Raw genomic sequence first — 15,634 nt, 5'->3', positions numbered from 1 at the left:
CCGCTCCAATTGAGGTAACCTATAGTGTAATGAATATACCAAGGGTTACCTAGATGGCTGCCGCTGTCAAGCGCGAGTACCGATCCGACCTGCGGGCCGCCCAGGCGGTCGAGACCCGACGCCGCATCGTGGCCACCGCGGCGCGACTGTTCGTCGAAAACGGCTACGGCGCGACGACCGTCGACGCGGTCGCCGAAGCCGCAGGCGTCAGCCGTAAGACGGTGTTCACCGCGGTCGGAAGCAAGCTCGAACTGCTCACCACTGCGGTCGACTGGGCGGTGGCCGGCGACGACGAGCCCCTTCCGGTGGCCGACCGCACCGAGATGCGCGACCTGCTGCAACAGCGTGATCCCACGGTGTTGCTGACCGGGCTGGCGCGTTCGATCACCGCGGTCGGCGGTCGCGTCGCGCCGCTGTACGGCGCTGTGGAAGTGGCCGCGGGTATGGACCCGGCCGCCCGCGCGGTGATCGAGAACGCCCACCGCCGCCGCCTCGTCGACGCCCGCAAGGTGGTCGACAGACTGCGCGATCTCGACGCACTGACCGGCGACCTCACCTTCGAGGAGGCCGTCGACCTGGTGTGGCTGGCCACCGATCCGACACTGTTCGACCGGCTGGTCCGGATGCGGGGCTGGACCGCGGCGCGGTTCGAGGAATGGCTGGCCGACGACCTGTGTCGTCAGCTGCTCGGCGGGTAACCCTGGAGGCATGCGTTCCGAACGATTCCACTCACTGCTGACCTCCCACGGCCCCTACGGCTCCGTGTACTTCGACGATTCACACAACACCGAGGACGCGGACGCGCAACTCGACCTCAAATGGCGGGCGCTGCGTGAACAACTCGAACAGCAGGGCGCCGATCCGGCCCTCACAGAGAACATCGGATCGGCCATCGCCCAGGGGCGTCCCGCCGTCGGTCGCAGCGGGCGCGCGGTGGTCGCCAGTGCCGACGGCGTATTGGTCAACGAGCACCTCATCCGGCCCGCGGGCCCGACGGTGCGGGTGTCGCCGCTGCCGTACATCGTGCCGGTGATCGAGCACGGCGATGAGCACCCGACCTACGTCGTCGTCGCCGTCGACCACGAGGGCGGCGACTTCACCATCCATCGTGGCGGCGCTGTCACCGGCACCACCGTCGAAGGCGACGGCTATCCCGTGCACAAGGCGTCCTCCGCCGAGTCGCCCGGCTACGGAGATCCGCAGCGCACGGCCGAGGGTGCGCGCCAGAAGAACATCCGCGAGGTCGCCGAGCAGTTGACGTCGTTGGTCGACAAGATCGATCCGCAGGTCGTCTTCGTCGTCGGCGAAGTGCAGTCGCGCAGCGATTTCGTCAAGGACCTCCCCGATCGGGTAGCGTCGCGCGCCGTGGAACTGTCGGTCGGCGCACGGCACAGCGGATTCGACGACGAGCAGTTGCAGCACGAGATCGGCCAGGAATTCCAGCGCCGCCGCATCGCCGTGATAGACTAAGCGGCGCAACAGTTTCAGACCGGCATCGGCAGTGGCTCAGGGCTGGCCACGGAGGGCCTGGACGGAGTGACCGCCGCGTTGCGGGCAGGCGCCGTCGAGACGCTGATCATCGGTGACATCGGCGACGCCACGGTGGTCGCAGGCGACGACATCGCCACCGTCGCGCCAAACGAGAACGTGCTCAGCGAGTTGGGAACGGCACCCACGCAGGTTCTGCGCGCCGACGAGGCGCTGCCGATGCTCGCGGTGTCCACCGGCGCGGCGCTGGTCCGGACAGACGAGCGCATCGCGCCGAAGGACGGTATCGGCGCGGTGCTGAGGTATGCGCTGCGCTGAACCTAACCGGCGAGCTTGGCGATCAGCGTGTCGTCAAGCTGCCGGCGCAGCTCGGCGGCGTTCTCGAAAACGGCTTGTGCACCGGCGTTTTCGAGCTCGCCGCGGGACACGCCGCCGCTGAGGAGGGCGATTGACGGCACGCCCGCCCGGTTGCAGGCCTCCACATCCCACACCGCGTCGCCGACGAACACGGCACCAGAGGCGTCTACGCCGGCACGTTCGAGTGCGACGCCGACGATGTCGGGCTGCGGTTTGGCGGTGTCGACGTCCTTCGACGAGGTCACCGCCGACACCAGATCGTCACTCGCCAGCACCTCCCGCAGAATCGCGAGTTCGTCTGCGGGCGCCGACGTCGCCAACACGATCTGCAGACCGAGCGCGTCGACGGCTTCCAGCAATTCACGTGCCCCCGGCAGCCGCCGCAGCAGCGACGCGGTCTGCTTGTAGTAGCGCGAATGCAGATCCTTCAGCCTCGACCGGGTGTCCTCGACGGAGTCCTCGGCGAGGGACTTCACCAGCATTGAGCCGTCCATGCCGATGCACCGGTGGATCCGCCAGTCCTCGACGTCGACGCCGGCTTCGTGGAACGCCCGATGCCATGCGTACACATGCAGATAGTTCGAGTCGACCAACGTGCCGTCGATGTCGAACAGCACCGCGGCCGCTTTACCGGGTGTCACCTGCGCGGCTGCTGGGGTTGCTGCTGCGGCGTATCGGGCTGCATCTGCTCGGCGTCGGTGCGCCGGGGATCGATCTTGTCGGCATGCTGTCGACGCGCCTCGAGTTCCTCACGCGACGTCGTCGCCGCGTCCCGGTGTTGCGCTGCGGCGCTCTGCAGCCTGGCCGCCTCGGCCGCCTTCGCGTCGGCCTCCGCCTGCGCAGCACGCGCCTTGGCGTGGGTTTCTTCGGCGATGGCCTCGCGCTTCTCGACGTGGCGGGAGTCGCGGTGGACTTCCTCTCGGATCTGTTCGGCGTGCGCCTGCCTGCGCCGATTGCGCGCGTTTCGCGCCAGATAGACAACCAGTGCGATGAGGGCGATCGCGACGACCACCGCAACGATGATCCCGATCACGGTGTTGGTAGCCATGACGGCTCCTTCCGTTTTGTTGACGAACCCGCTAATTGCGCCGGATGCCCTGGAGATGGCCGCCTTAAACCGCTGTCAGGATTAGCCTGACAACATGGCGTCGGTCGAACTACGTTGCAACTTCTGCGGTAAGCCGCACACCGAAGTCGGCAAGCTCGTCGCCGGGCCGGGGGTCTACATCTGCGACGAATGCGTGAACCTGTGCGTGGACGTCATCGCGAACGCCACCCACGCCGAACCGCCCGCACTGCCCGAATGGGCCGGCTTGTCCGACGACAAACTGCTGCAGCGACTACCGGTCATCGCGGCCTCGGCAGCCAACATCGACGCCGGGCTGCGCGAGCGCGTCAGCGAACTGCGGAACCGTGGCGTGTCATGGGCACGGATCGGCGCGGCGTTGAACATGACGCGCCAGTCGGCCTGGGAGCGCTTCTCCCCAAGGGCTACTTGACGATCAGTGTGCCGTGCATGGACGGGTGATACTTGCAGTGGAACGCGTACTCGCCCGGTTCGGTCGGCGCGGTCAGCGTGCCCTGCTCGTTGCCGTCGATGTCCGTGCTGAACTTGTCCGCCGCATCCGAGGTCACCGAATGCTCCACGGAGTCGTTGTTCTTGACGGTGATCGTGGCGCCCGGGGGCACCGTGACGGGCTGGCCGTAGTTCATATCGGCGATCGTGATCGTGGCGGCACTTGCGGCGGCGGGAGCGGTGGTCGTCGGGGACTCCTTGGCGGTGTCGGCTGACCCGCCACACGCCGTGGTCAACGCCGCGACCAGACACATCGCCACCCAGAACATCCCGAATCTCTTCATCGTGACCCCTCTCGATTGGCCTACGGCAGAGACACGGTTCCCGAATCGGATTGGTTCAGTTCGACTCTGGCGACAATCGGTCAGAAGTAGCCGTTGGCGGGCGGCCAGACACCGTTGACCGCGTAGTTACCGGCGGCGTACGCCTTGTACGCCAACGGATTATGGCTCGCCAGCGTCCGGGTGTTGCGCCAGTGCCGGTCGAGATTGAGCTTGCGGGCGGTCGCCGACGCTCCCCCGGTGTCGAACAGCCGCTCCGCCGCGGCCAGGGTCAGCCGTTCCGCCACCAACTGTGCCTTGGCGACCGTGACGGACAAGTCGGCCAGTGCGTCCGGATCGGCCTGCCCACCTGCGTCCACCACGGCATCGATCGCGGCGGCGGCCGACAGCACCAGCGCTTCGGCTGCGGCCGCGTTGGCGGCGATGTCGCCCACCGCGGCGAGGATGAACGGATCCTCTGACGCCGTATCGGCTAGCGAATGCGACGCGGGACGCGCCTTCGTCCGCACGTACGCCACCGCGTCGTCGGACACGCCGTGCGCGATACCGGCCGCCACCGCCGCCAGATACAGCTGCAGGAACGCGGTGGAATGCCCCAGATGCTTGCCGTCGGACACCGTCGTCACCTCGGCCGGTTCGACGGCGACGTCGGTGAACCGCGTGCCCCCGCTGGCGGTGAGGCGCTGGCCGAATCCGTCCCAATCGTCGAAGAGTTCGACGCCGGCGCGGTCGGTCGGCACGATCGCCTGCAGGTCTCGGCCGTCGGCGTCGACGGCGGACACCGCGATCAGATCGGCGAACAGTGTTCCGGTGGAATAGAACTTGTAACCGTTGAGCCGCAGCACGCCGTCGGCGTCGGCCAGCAGCGTGGTGTCGGAGCTTGCCGGCGCCTTGCCGTTGGCGTCGGTGATCGCGTTGCCGAACACCACCCCCGCGTTGACGACGGGAAACCATTGTAGGCGTTCCGCCTCGTTGGCCCGATTGCTCAGCAGCCGCTCGGAGAATCCGAAATGCGCCCGAAGTGACTGCGCCACATTCGAACTGCCGCGGGCAATCTGCACGACGGCACCGATGACGTCACGTGCCCTACCGCCAGGCCCGCCGTAGCGGGTCGGCACCCGCAGGCTGAGCAGTCCTGCGTGGCGCAGGCGTTCGACCGCGCCGTAAAGGAGGACGCGGTCCCGCTCGGCGGCGGCGTCGTCGCGGCGCAGGTCCTCGACGATGTCAGCCAGCCGGGCCAACCGGTCTGCTACCGAACCGCCGAGCGGCTCTTCGGAAAACGCGGGGCGCGCCCCGATTGCTTCGAGGGTCACTTGTCTTCTCCTAGCGAAAGTGCGGAATGATCTTGTCGGCGAACCGGTCCAGTTCCGCGTCCAGCGGCTGGAACTGCAGCATGAACAGTTCGACGCCCGCGGTGTGGAATGCTTCGATCCGCTCGATCACCTGCCGGTAGCTGCCGACCAGGCCGGCCAATGTGCCGCCGTTGGAGCCGACCCTGCTGGTGCCCGAAAGCACCTTGTACATCTGGGTCTTCGGGTCGGTGCCAGACGAGATCTCGGGTCTGCGTTCGGCGTCGACGAGCGACTGCAGGTGCTGCAGTTCGGCCGTCGCCTCGGCTTCCGTCTCGCGTGCGATCACGAAGGCGGACAACCCGAACCGCAACGGGGCACGGTCGCGGGGCCTAACCCGCAGATCCTCGATCACCTCGATGGTGTCGGCCAGCGGCCGCCCGTTGATGAAGAACACGTCGGCGTGTTGCGCGGCCAGCGCACGTGCCGGTTCGGACTCGCCGCCGAAGTACACCGGCGGCGGTTGATCCGGTATCGGACGGACGAGCGCAGGCTGGCCGCCGCGGCCTGCGATGTCGACCTGCTTTCCCGCCCACAGGTCCAGCACGGTCTCCAGCCACGTCCTGGTGTACGCGTAACGGTCGTCGTGGTCGGCGGCGTCGAGGCCGAGCGCTTCGAGTTCAGGCAGAAACCATCCGCTGACCACGTTGATCGCAAGCCTGCCCGCCGAGATCTCGCCGATGTTCGCCGCCAATTTGGCGAACACCAACGGATTGACCAGCAGCGGCTTGATGGCGCCGATGAGTTCGATGCGGCTGGTGGCCTCGGCCAGCGCGGCCAGCGTCGACCACGTCTCGAGCACGTCGTCTTCGACATTGCTGGGGTGAATGACGTGTTGCGCCAACAGGGTTGAGTCGAAACCGGCCTGCTCCGCGCGGATCAGCAGGTCGCGGTTGCGACGGTAGCCGGCATCCGGCGCATCGTCCGGGTGGTTGCGGGCGCCGTGGTTGCCGTACACCGGCGCCCACACGCCGAACCGAGGGCCGCTCATGAACTGGTCAGGTAGCGCTGGCGCTCCCAGTCGCTGACGTGATTTGAATACTGCTGCCACTCACTGCGCGCGATGGCGGCGAAATCACGCACCGACTCGGCGCCTAGGATCTCGAGGATGGTGTCGTCCGAAGTGGCGAGCGCCAGCGCGACGCCGAGCGATTCGGGCAGCGGGGTGCCGGTGAAATACAGGTTGCCGCCTTCGGATTCCGGCGGCCTGCGCCGCGCCTGCAGACCCGCGACCACTGCCGCCAGCGCCGATGCGACCAACCAGTACGGGTTGGCATCCGATGCGCCGCTGCGCAGTTCGATCCGCGTGGCCGCACCCTCGATCAGCGAACGCACTGCCGCACTGCGGTTGTCGCGGCTCCATGTCACCGTTGCCGGGGCGAACGAATCGGGCACGAACCGGCGGTACGCGTTGACCGAATGCGCGCCGAACAACGTGATCGACGGCAGATGTTCGAGCAGGCCTGCGATCGCGTGCAATGCGATCTCGTTCTCGACGCCGTTGTCCGGCGCGAAAGCCGCTGCGCCGTCGCGCCACAACGAGATGTGCAGATGTTGCGAGCTGCCGGAGTGTTCGGAGAACGGCTTGGCCATGAAGCTGGCAACCTTGCCGTGTCTGCGCGCCACCTCCTTCGCGGCGTATTTGAGCCGCGCCGCATCGTCGGCCGCGGCCAGCGCGTCGGTGTAGACCAGGTTGGTCTCCACCTGGCCGGGCCCGTACTCGGTCTGGATACCCTCCAACCGGGTGAAGGCGCCGAGCGTTTCGTTCAGGTCGGTGATCAGCGGGTCGAGCGCGTTGGCGTTCTCCAGCGAGTACGCGTGGATGTCGTGTTGAAACGGTGTCCCGTCCGCGTTCAGCAGATAGAACTCGAGTTCCACGCCGACCTTCGCGGTGTAGCCCAGTTCGGCCAGTCGGGCCAGCACCCGCTTCAGCACCGCACGCGGGTCCAACAGCGACGGATTCCGGTCGTGCGCAACGATATCGGAGATGACGTGGCCGACACCGCGCCGCCATGGCAGCGGCCGGAAGGTGTTGAAGTCGGGTACCGCGTATACGTCGGGATAGCCGCCCGCCCAGTTGGTCAGGCCGAGGCCGTCGATGACGGTTCCGTCGGTGTTCCAGCCCAACGAGGCCTCGCAGAACGCGAACCCGTGGCCCTTGGCGCGGTCGAGGAACTGCGCGGCGGGTATCCGCTTGCCCTGAGCGTGGCCGAACGGATCGCTCCACGCCACCTCGATCTCGGTCAGCGATCCGTCCGCGATGCCTTGCAGGAGATCGCGTTCTGGCGCCGAGGTGTCGACCGTCTGCGTCATGACGACGCCTTGACGACCCTGGTGCCGACCGTGGCGCCGACCGCGAACGCGCCGACCAGCAGGCCGACGATCACCCACGCCAGCACGCTCGACCCGCCCACCAGATCCTTCAGGTTGGCCAATATCAGGATCAGCGCGCCCGCCAACCCGACCAGGCCCAGCAGCGGCGCGATGCGCACCCGCCACTGCGAGTTGCCGCGGCGGTCGCGGGCGAAGTAGACCAGCACGGCCACGCTGGTGGCGATCAGCAACACGACGAATCCGACCGTGGTGGCGCCGGCGAACCAGGTGTAGAACTGCGCGGCCGGGTCGAGTTTGAAGACCACGGCAAGCACGACGCTGACCGCGACGACACCGGAGATCCACAGCGAAGCTTGGTGCGGTGAACCGTGTTTGGCGTGCGGATAGCTCAGCGACGCGGGCAGCACGTCGCGCTGCGACAGCGCGAAGACATAGCGAGACGCGACGTTGTGGAATGACAGGATGCAGGCGTACAGGCTGGTGAAGTACAGCACCGTGATGATGTCGTTGCCGACAACGCCGATGTAGCGCTGCGCGGTGTCGGACAGGAAGGTGCTGCCCGACTCGGTGGCCCTGCTGACCGCTTCCGCGTCGCCCCATCCGGACACCAGCGCCCAACTGGTCACCGCGTAGAACACGCCGATGAGGATCAGGGCGGCGTAGGTGGCGCGCGGGATGGTGCGTTCGGGCGTGCGGGCCTCGTCGCGAAAGATCGCAGTGGCCTCGAAGCCGACGAAGCTGATGAGTGCGAACAGCAGGCCGATGCCCACGGATCCGGAGAAGATCACGCCGGGATTGATGATGCCCGTCGACAAGCCGTGGTCACCGCCGCGGGCCACGATCACCGCGTCGAGCACCAACACGATGGCGATCTCTGCGGTCAGCAGCACCGCCAGCACCTGGCTGGACAACTGGATGTTGCGGTAGCCCAGGAACGCGGTGACGACGAACGCGACCGCCGCGAACAGCCACCAGGGCAGCGCGGGCCCGCCGAACAATTCGACGACGGCACCGCCCGCGGGTCCGAGGAGGCCGTACACGCCTGCCTCGATCGCCACGTAGCTCACCAACGCGACGAAAGCGATGCCGATGCCTGCGGGGAATCCCAATGCCGTACGCACGTAAGAGAAGAACGCGCCGGCCTCCTCGACGTACGGTGTCAACGCCGTGAATCCGACGGCGAAGAACAGCAGTATCACCGTCGAGGCGATGAACGTCGCGGGGAATCCCGCACCGTTGCCCGAGGCGAGGCCCAGCGGCACCACGCCGCCGATCACGCCCAACGGCGCCGCCGCGGCGACGACCATGAACACGATCGCGGGCACACCGAGGTTGCCCGTCAGTTGGCGCCGCGGCGGGGACGGATGCTCCCCCAAAGCCTCTGATGTGGCGGTGGTTTCGGACATGGTTGACCGTCCTATCGGTGGAAGTTGGCCCGACGGTAGGAAAACGCGTTGGGCGACACCAGATCTGGAGTCACCGTGAGTCATATGTCGTCACAATTGGACACATTCGTGTGCGCCGGTAGTGTTCGCGGCGTGAGCAGCTCGGTGCGCGCCGTTGGCGGCAGAGGCAAACGCCCGCTGCGGGTGGGGGCCACGCCTGTGCCGCACGCCGAGATCCTCGACTTCGTCCGCGAGCCGCTGGCCGGCCAAGGCATCGACCTGCAGATCGAGATCTTCGAGAGCTTCGACGAGCCCAACGATCTGCTGGCAGGCGGCCGGCTGCATGCGAACTTCTTCCAGTACCTGCCGTTCCTCGAGGATTTCAACCGCCGCACCGGCAACGGGTTGGTGCCGCTGGTGCCGGTGCACATCGAACCGTTCGGGTTGTACTCGACGTGGATTCCTGAGGTCGACGCGATTCCCGAGTATGCCGAGGTGGCGCTGCCGTCGGATCCGGTCAACATCGACCGGTCACTGGTCATGCTCGAGCAGCTGGGACTGATCGAATGCGCGCCGTCGCGGCGGGGATTGACCAGCGTCGGTGACGTGCGGTCGAATCCGCGCCGGCTGGTGCTCAAAGAGCTGGCCAGCTGGCTGCTCGGCGAGCTGCGCGAAGATTTCGATACGGGCGGGCGCAGCGGGGCGGGCGCAGATGTGGTGTTCCTGTTCGGCAACCAGGCGATGGAGTGGGGTGTGGACACCGGGACGGCGCTGCACTGCGATCGGGGCAATCCGGTGTACGCGGAGTATCTGGTGGCCAGGCCGGACAACTGTCGAAGCCCGGTCGTCAATGCGCTGGCACAGGCGCTCAACGACGAGTCCACCCGAGAATTCATCACGACCACCTATGCCGGGCAGGTGCTGGCGGCGTTCTGAATTGCGCTCACCGCGAAGTAAACCCTGTGCCCGGCAAATCGCTACCGCCACAGTGTTGGTGTGTACCAAGGGGCACAGCGGCCCCCGATGCCGCGCGCCGACACCGTCCGGGTGCTGCTCGTGCTCGAGGTGCCCGCGACGCCCGCCGACTTGCCTAGCCGCACAGCACAATTGGCTGACGACTATGCCCAGGTGATCGTCCGATCGGTGCCGGGTGTGCGCGCGCACAAGGCCGTGGTCGCCGCCGCGGCGGCGAAGCCCACCGTCCCGCCCACCGGGCTGACCATCGACCGGATCATGCGCGAGGTGCGCATCGACGGTGACCGGGTGCGGCTGACCTACCGCGAATTCGAGTTGCTGTGCTACCTGGCCGCGGTGCCGGGACGACCGGTGTCGCGCACCGAACTGGTGAACCGGGTGTGGCGCGACCGGGCACCGGGAAGTGAGGTGTCCTTGCGCACCGTCGACACCCACGTCCGGCGGCTGCGCACCAAGCTCGGCCCATACGCGGAAGTGCTGACGACGATCCGGGGGCGTGGATACCGCTTCAACCCCGGCCCGAAGGTGCGCTTCGTCGCCGCGTGAGCGGCTACAGCGTTGCGGTCAGCGGGCCCATCGGCTTGCAGACCGGCTGTGGTGGATTGCCGGTGTTCGCGCATCCCCTGCCGGTCGCGGTGTACGTCGCACCAGGCCGATACGGCTGGTAGAACACCTGCGCGGTGAGAATGCCGACCTGCTGCGCGCACTGGCCGGGACCGTCGCTGCCCTGCAACTGCACACACGCGACGGTCTGGTACGCCACGGATTGATCGCAGGCCGCAAGTGACAGCGTGGACGTCACGACGTTCGTTCCCGACAGCTGGACCACCTGCGGCGGTGACAAGGTGTACTGACACGGCGGCGGGCTCGGCTCTGCGGTTGCCACCGGTGTGGTACCCGCGAGCGCCAGCGCCGCGGCGGCGAGGATCGTCGGCAACCGGAGCATCTTCGGATGGTAGATCACCGAAGGTGGCCTTCATCGATGATGAACAAACACAGCGTCACCGCGAGGAACCCGGCTGGTAGCCAGATCGCGTGCACTCCCCACGCCCTGCTGGCGTACGCCCCGACGAGCGCGCCGGTGGCGAACGTCAGGATCAGCGCGCCGTACACCCCGAACGCCCGACGCTGATCCGGTCGCCGGTCGACGAAGCCGGCGTAGCCCGCCTCGACGAATCGCATCAGGTTGCCGGTGGTGGCGACCGGCAGATAAGCCAGTTCGCCGATGTTGCGGAACAGGCCGATCTGCATCGCGGCCAGAAACGAGATCGGCACGGTGACATAGCTATGCGGGACCGATGCCGGGACGAAGCCGATGACGGCAAGCGCGACGGCCTGCACCGCCATCGTCCAGACCAGCGGCCTGGCGACGAACCGTTCCGCCCGGCCGGATTTGATGTGCGACGCCAACCCGACGCCCGCGATGAACGCGAGCAGCGGCCACAGGTGAGCCAGCGCCATCGCCCACTCCCGCTTCGAGGTGTCGATGGCGCCGAAGATCACGTTGGCGGTCTGCACATTGGCGAACACCCCGCCACGGGAGATGTAGGTGTGGGCGTCGAGGAACCCGTTGGCCAGGGTCAGCAGCAACGCGAACCACAGGCTTCTGGTGCGTTCGGTGTCCTCGGCCACCCGGCCAAACTAGCGCGGGCTAATTACCGTGAGCAGACGCAAAAGTCCCCGACACGCCGACGAAATGGCGCACTTTGCGTCTGCTCGCGGAAGTAACTAGCCCACGTACTGCGTCATCCAGTCCTGCACGCGGCGCCACGCGTCGTCGGCCGCGGCCGCGTTGTAGCGGTCACCGGTGTCGTTGAAGAACGCGTGGTTGGCGTTCGGCTCGGTGACGAGCTGGTGCACCATCCCGGCTTTCTCCAGCGCTGCCCGTACGACCGGTTCGGTGGCGTTGACGCGCTGATCCTGTTCACCGTAAAACGCAAGCACCGCAACATTTTTCGAGTTCGAAAAGTCGGGGTTGTCGGGAGCGGGCCCGTAGAACGGCATGGCCGCGGCCAGGTCGCCTGCACCCGCGGCGAGCAGCTGCCACGTCAGGCCGCCGCCCATGCAGAACCCGACGATCGCGAGCTTCTTGCCGGGCGTCCGACGCGCCAACTCCCCCACCCCGGATTTGAGGTTGGCGACGAACTCCTGCGGCGGGATCTTGCCAAGCGCCGCAGTGGCCTCCGCCGGGTCGGTGAACTTCGCGGTGCCGCCCTGCCCGGACAGCAGGTCGATGGCCAACGCCGAGTACCCGATGCCCGCGAACCGGCCCGCCACCGAGCGGACCCAGTCGGTGAGGCCCTTGTTCTCGTGGATGACGAGAATCCCGCCCTTCGCGTTCGGCGCTTCGGCCCACGCCGCCTGCAGTTGACCCTGCGGACCGGCCCAGGTGATCGGCGCGGTGGGCAACGCCTTGGCCGATCCGGGCGGCATCGTCGGCGCACTGGCAGGAGCGCTCGACGTCACCGGCGGGTTGGACGTCGCGGTCTTGTTCTCACTACACGCCGCGATCAGCGCGCTGGCCGCGGCAGTACTGACTCCGAGTAACGCGAGCCTGCGCAGGGCTTCGCGCCGGGACAACAACCCGTCGACATGATCGGTGGCGATTTCTTCGGCGATATAGCGCTGTAGCGGGGTCACATTCGACGAGTATGCCCTCATGAACTGGACGCCGGATGCAGATGCGCTGCGCGGGCGCACGGCACTTGTCGCCGGCGCGACCCGGGGAGCGGGACGGGGTATCGCCGCCGCGCTCGGTGAGGCGGGGGCGACCGTGATCTGCACCGGTCGCAGCAGCGTGGCGGGCAACGGCCAGTCCGACTACGACCGTCCGGAAACCATCGAGGAGACAGCCGAACTGGTCACCGCATTGGGTGGCGTCGGCATTGCGATGCAGGTGGATCACCTCGACGTCGCACAGGTGCAGGCGCTGGCGGATCGCGTGCGCGACGAGTACGGCGGCATCGACATCCTTGTCAACGACATCTGGGGCGCCGAGGTGCTCAAGGGCGGCCCGCCGACATGGAACCGCCCGATCTGGGAACACGACCTCGACGACGGCCTTCGGATCCTCGACCTCGGCGTAGGCACTCACCTGATCACCGCGCACTGCCTGTTGCCGTTGCTCGTCACGCGGCCGGGCGGCCTGCACGTCGAAGTCACCGACGGCACAAAGGATTACAACGATCACACCTACCGGATCTCGGTCTTCTACGACCTGTCCAAGGTCGCGGTCAACAGGCTCGGCTACAGCCTTGGCCACGAACTGGCACGCTTCGGCGCCACCGCGGTGGCCGTCACGCCCGGTTGGTTGCGCTCGGAGATGATGCTCGACAACTGGGGTGTCACCGAGGAGAACTGGCACATGGCGCTGGATCCGCTGCGCTCCGACGGCCCGACCGCTCCGCCCGGCTTCGCGGTGTCGGAGTCGCCGAGATTCGTCGGCAGAGGCATCGCGGCGTTGGCCGCCGACGAGGCCAGGGCACGCTGGAATCAGCGCTCGGTCACCTCCGCCCAACTGGCTCGCGAATACGGCGTCACCGACATCGACGGCCACCAGCCGGACGGCTGGGCGGAGCTATGATCGCAGCTCAGCGGCCAAAGTAGACAGTTCGAAAAATCTGTTCACCGATTTCGTTGACACCCACCGGCAGGCGCTGTTCGATGACTTGGTGACCTACGACACCATCATCGCGAGCGGCCGCTGGTTCGACGGCACCGGCGCGCCGTCGGCGGTGCGCAACATCGGCATCCGCGACGGCCACGTGGTGGCGATCTCGCCGGACGAGTTGGACGCCACGGACTGCCCGCGCGTGCTGGACGCGACCGGCAAGTGGGTGTTGCCGGGCATGCTCGACATCCACACCCACTACGACGTCGAGGTACTGAACGGTCCGTCGCTTTCCGAATCGCTGCGCCACGGCGTGACGACGGTGATGCTCGGGTCCTGCTCGTTGTCGACCATCTACGTCGACGGCCAGGACGCGGGCGACATCTTCGGACGTGTCGAGGCGATCCCCCGCGAGCACGTCATCGCCGCGGTGGACAGCCACAAGACGTGGACCAACGCCGACGAATACATCCGGGCGCTCGAGGCGCGTCCACTCGGCCCCAACCTGGCCGCGTTCATCGGCCATTCCGACATGCGGGCAGCCACCATGGGACTCGACCGCGCGACGAGAAAAGACGACCGTCCCACCCGAGGAGAGCAGGCGCGAATGGAGCGGATGCTCGACGACGCGCTGCGCGCGGGTTTCGTCGGCATGTCCTCGCAGCAACTGCTTTTCGACAAGCTCGACGGCGAGGTGTGCCGATCACGCACGCTGCCTTCGACGTACGCCAAACCGCGTGAACTGCGCAGGCTGAAATCCATCCTGCGGCGCGCGGGCCGAGTCCTGCAGTCCGGCCCCGACATTCAGAATCCGCTGAACCTGGCATCGCAGCTGGCGCAGTCGCTCGGCATCTTCCGCAACCCGCTCAAGACCAGCCTGCTCTCGGCCGCGGATGTGAAGTCGAATCCCTACAGCATCCACGCGCTGGGACCGGCCGCGCGCATGGTCAACAGGCTCGGCGGCAACTTCCGTTGGCAGCACCTGCCGGTGCCGTTCGAGGTGTACGCCGACGGCATCGACCTCGTGGTCTTCGAGGAGTTCGGTGCGGGCGCGGCCGCGCTGCACCTGCGCGACGAAGTCGAACGCAACGGTCTGATGCGCGACGAGGCGTATCGCCGCCGGTTCCGCAAGGACTACGAGAGCAAGTTCGGGATACGGGTATGGCAGCGCGACTTCTTCGACACCGAGATCGTCGAGTGCCCGGATGCGTCGGTGATCGGTAAATCGTTCGGTGAAGTGGGCAGGGATCGCGGCGGCCTGCACCCAGTCGATGCGTTCCTCGACCTGGTGCTCGAACACGGCAGGGCGTTGCGTTGGCGGACAACGATTTCCAACCACCGGCCCGAGGTGCTCGAGAAGCTGGCCCGCGACTCCGGCATCCAGATGGGGTTCTCCGACGCCGGAGCCCACTTGCGCAACATGGCCTTCTACAACATGGGTCTACGACTGCTGCGGCACGTCTACGACGCGCAGCGGGCCGGCACACCGTTCATGACGGTCGAGCAGGCCGTGCACCGGCTGACCGGTGAACTGGCCGACTGGTACCGGATCGACGCCGGCCATCTGCGCCTCGGCGACCGCGCCGACCTCGTCGTGGTCGACCCCGAACGGCTCGACTCGACGCTCGACGGCTACGCCGAAGCCGAAGTCGAGCAGTACGGCGGACTCTCGCGAATGGTCAACCGCAACGACGACACGGTCAAAGCGGTGTTCGTCGGCGGCCGCCTGGTGTTCCTCGACGGTGCGCCGACCGACCTCGTCGGCACCCGGCGCACGGGCCGCTTCCTGCGTGCCGCGCACAAGGCTCCCGCCCTCGCAGAAAGCGAGTTGACCAGTGTCGGTTGAGGATACAGTTCGCAACCTGTGGAAAGCGCTGTCATCTCGCGACTTCGAGGCGGCGAAGACGTACCTCGCCGACGGTTGCATCTACTTCGACGTACCGGTGGGGCCCGCGGCGGCCGCGCGGGGCCCCGACGACATCGAGAAGCGGATCCGAATCGCGTGGGACGGGTTGTCGCACTACGAAAACCACGACGGCCTGCTGCTGACCAACGGTACCGACGTGATGTACGAGCACTCCGAGACGTGGGTCTGGCCCACCGGTGAGACCGCCACGTTGCCGTTCGTCACAGTGCACAAGGTCGAGAACGGCAAGATCACGCTGTGGAAGGACTACTGGGACATGGGCGGTCTGACGAACTTCGCACCGCCGTCCTGGCTGGAGAACTTCGCCACGGCCGATATGTCGTGGGTTTTCGACGCCACCGGCCTGGTTTGA

Annotated in this window: 17 protein-coding genes and 1 pseudogene; 8 read left to right on the top strand and 10 right to left on the bottom strand. The window is 67.1% G+C overall.

The window, feature by feature from the left end:
* Nucleotides 1-53: 53 nt before the first annotated feature.
* Nucleotides 54-698, top strand: coding sequence for a TetR/AcrR family transcriptional regulator (locus C1A30_RS03310; protein WP_101946846.1), 645 nt, complete (start codon nt 54-56; stop codon nt 696-698).
* A 10-nt stretch (nt 699-708) separates the two neighbouring features.
* Nucleotides 709-1,806: pseudogene (locus C1A30_RS03305) on the top strand (hypothetical protein).
* A 2-nt stretch (nt 1,807-1,808) separates the two neighbouring features.
* Here C1A30_RS03305 and C1A30_RS03300 read toward each other — a convergent pair.
* Nucleotides 1,809-2,486: an HAD family hydrolase gene (locus tag C1A30_RS03300; RefSeq protein WP_235009630.1), complete on the bottom strand. Its 678-nt coding sequence runs from the start codon at nt 2,484-2,486 to the stop codon at nt 1,809-1,811.
* Nucleotides 2,483-2,893 (bottom strand): hypothetical protein, encoded by a 411-nt coding sequence (locus C1A30_RS03295; protein ID WP_235009629.1) that lies wholly within the window; start codon nt 2,891-2,893, stop codon nt 2,483-2,485. The genes C1A30_RS03300 and C1A30_RS03295 overlap by 4 nt, the downstream gene beginning before the upstream one ends.
* 94 nt (nt 2,894-2,987) lie before the next feature.
* On the opposite strand from C1A30_RS03295, the gene C1A30_RS36415 reads away from it, so the two are divergent.
* On the top strand, nt 2,988-3,344 hold the full coding sequence (locus C1A30_RS36415) for a ClpX C4-type zinc finger protein (protein WP_101946845.1): 357 nt from the start codon (nt 2,988-2,990) through the stop codon (nt 3,342-3,344).
* Here C1A30_RS36415 and C1A30_RS03285 read toward each other — a convergent pair.
* The 5 genes from C1A30_RS03285 to C1A30_RS03265 form a co-directional block, all read right to left on the bottom strand.
* A complete protein-coding gene (locus C1A30_RS03285; protein ID WP_101946844.1) occupies nt 3,337-3,705 on the bottom strand; it encodes a cupredoxin domain-containing protein in 369 nt (122 codons plus the stop codon). The genes C1A30_RS36415 and C1A30_RS03285 overlap by 8 nt on opposite strands.
* A gap of 80 nt (nt 3,706-3,785) precedes the next feature.
* Nucleotides 3,786-5,015, bottom strand: coding sequence for an acyl-CoA dehydrogenase family protein (locus C1A30_RS03280; RefSeq protein ID WP_101946843.1), 1,230 nt, complete (start codon nt 5,013-5,015; stop codon nt 3,786-3,788).
* Between the two features lie 10 nt (nt 5,016-5,025).
* On the bottom strand, nt 5,026-6,042 hold the full coding sequence (locus tag C1A30_RS03275; protein ID WP_101946842.1) for an LLM class flavin-dependent oxidoreductase: 1,017 nt from the start codon (nt 6,040-6,042) through the stop codon (nt 5,026-5,028).
* Complete coding sequence (locus C1A30_RS03270; RefSeq protein ID WP_101946841.1) at nt 6,039-7,364, bottom strand: glutamine synthetase family protein; 1,326 nt, start codon at nt 7,362-7,364, stop codon at nt 6,039-6,041. The genes C1A30_RS03275 and C1A30_RS03270 overlap by 4 nt, the downstream gene beginning before the upstream one ends.
* Nucleotides 7,361-8,791 carry an APC family permease gene (locus C1A30_RS03265; RefSeq protein ID WP_101946840.1) on the bottom strand — a complete coding sequence of 477 codons (1,431 nt, stop codon included), beginning with the start codon at nt 8,789-8,791 and terminating at the stop codon, nt 7,361-7,363. Before C1A30_RS03265 ends, C1A30_RS03270 begins: the two co-directional genes overlap by 4 nt.
* A gap of 132 nt (nt 8,792-8,923) precedes the next feature.
* Between C1A30_RS03265 and C1A30_RS03260 the strand changes: the two genes are divergently transcribed.
* The gene (locus tag C1A30_RS03260; RefSeq protein ID WP_235009628.1) at nt 8,924-9,706 is read left to right on the top strand and encodes a MetQ/NlpA family ABC transporter substrate-binding protein; all 783 of its coding nucleotides are present in this window, start codon (nt 8,924-8,926) and stop codon (nt 9,704-9,706) included.
* 60 nt (nt 9,707-9,766) lie between these two features.
* Entirely contained in the window at nt 9,767-10,291 is a 525-nt protein-coding gene (locus C1A30_RS03255) for a winged helix-turn-helix domain-containing protein (protein WP_235009627.1), read from the top strand.
* A 4-nt stretch (nt 10,292-10,295) separates the two neighbouring features.
* Here C1A30_RS03255 and C1A30_RS03250 read toward each other — a convergent pair whose 3' ends face one another.
* From C1A30_RS03250 to C1A30_RS03240, 3 genes are all read right to left on the bottom strand, one after another.
* A complete protein-coding gene (locus C1A30_RS03250; RefSeq protein ID WP_200828142.1) occupies nt 10,296-10,691 on the bottom strand; it encodes a hypothetical protein in 396 nt (131 codons plus the stop codon).
* Nucleotides 10,692-10,705: 14 nt separating this feature from the next.
* Nucleotides 10,706-11,377, bottom strand: a complete 672-nt coding sequence (locus tag C1A30_RS03245) for a YoaK family protein (protein WP_101946836.1) — start codon at nt 11,375-11,377, stop codon at nt 10,706-10,708.
* A 96-nt stretch (nt 11,378-11,473) separates the two neighbouring features.
* The gene (locus C1A30_RS03240; protein WP_101946835.1) at nt 11,474-12,385 is read right to left on the bottom strand and encodes a dienelactone hydrolase family protein; all 912 of its coding nucleotides are present in this window, start codon (nt 12,383-12,385) and stop codon (nt 11,474-11,476) included.
* A 19-nt stretch (nt 12,386-12,404) separates the two neighbouring features.
* Between C1A30_RS03240 and C1A30_RS03235 the strand changes: the two genes are divergently transcribed.
* From C1A30_RS03235 to C1A30_RS03225, 3 genes are all read left to right on the top strand, one after another.
* On the top strand, nt 12,405-13,328 hold the full coding sequence (locus C1A30_RS03235; protein WP_101946834.1) for an SDR family oxidoreductase: 924 nt from the start codon (nt 12,405-12,407) through the stop codon (nt 13,326-13,328).
* Nucleotides 13,329-13,416: 88 nt separating this feature from the next.
* The gene (locus tag C1A30_RS03230; protein WP_101946833.1) at nt 13,417-15,201 is read left to right on the top strand and encodes an amidohydrolase family protein; all 1,785 of its coding nucleotides are present in this window, start codon (nt 13,417-13,419) and stop codon (nt 15,199-15,201) included.
* Nucleotides 15,191-15,634 (top strand): nuclear transport factor 2 family protein, encoded by a 444-nt coding sequence (locus C1A30_RS03225; RefSeq protein ID WP_101946832.1) that lies wholly within the window; start codon nt 15,191-15,193, stop codon nt 15,632-15,634. Before C1A30_RS03230 ends, C1A30_RS03225 begins: the two co-directional genes overlap by 11 nt.

Origin of the sequence: Mycobacterium sp. 3519A (assembly GCF_900240945.1) — a bacterium.
Lineage (GTDB): Bacteria > Actinomycetota > Actinomycetes > Mycobacteriales > Mycobacteriaceae > Mycobacterium.
Note: the sequence above shows the minus strand (reverse complement) of the source record. Positions and strands in the feature narration are given on the sequence as shown.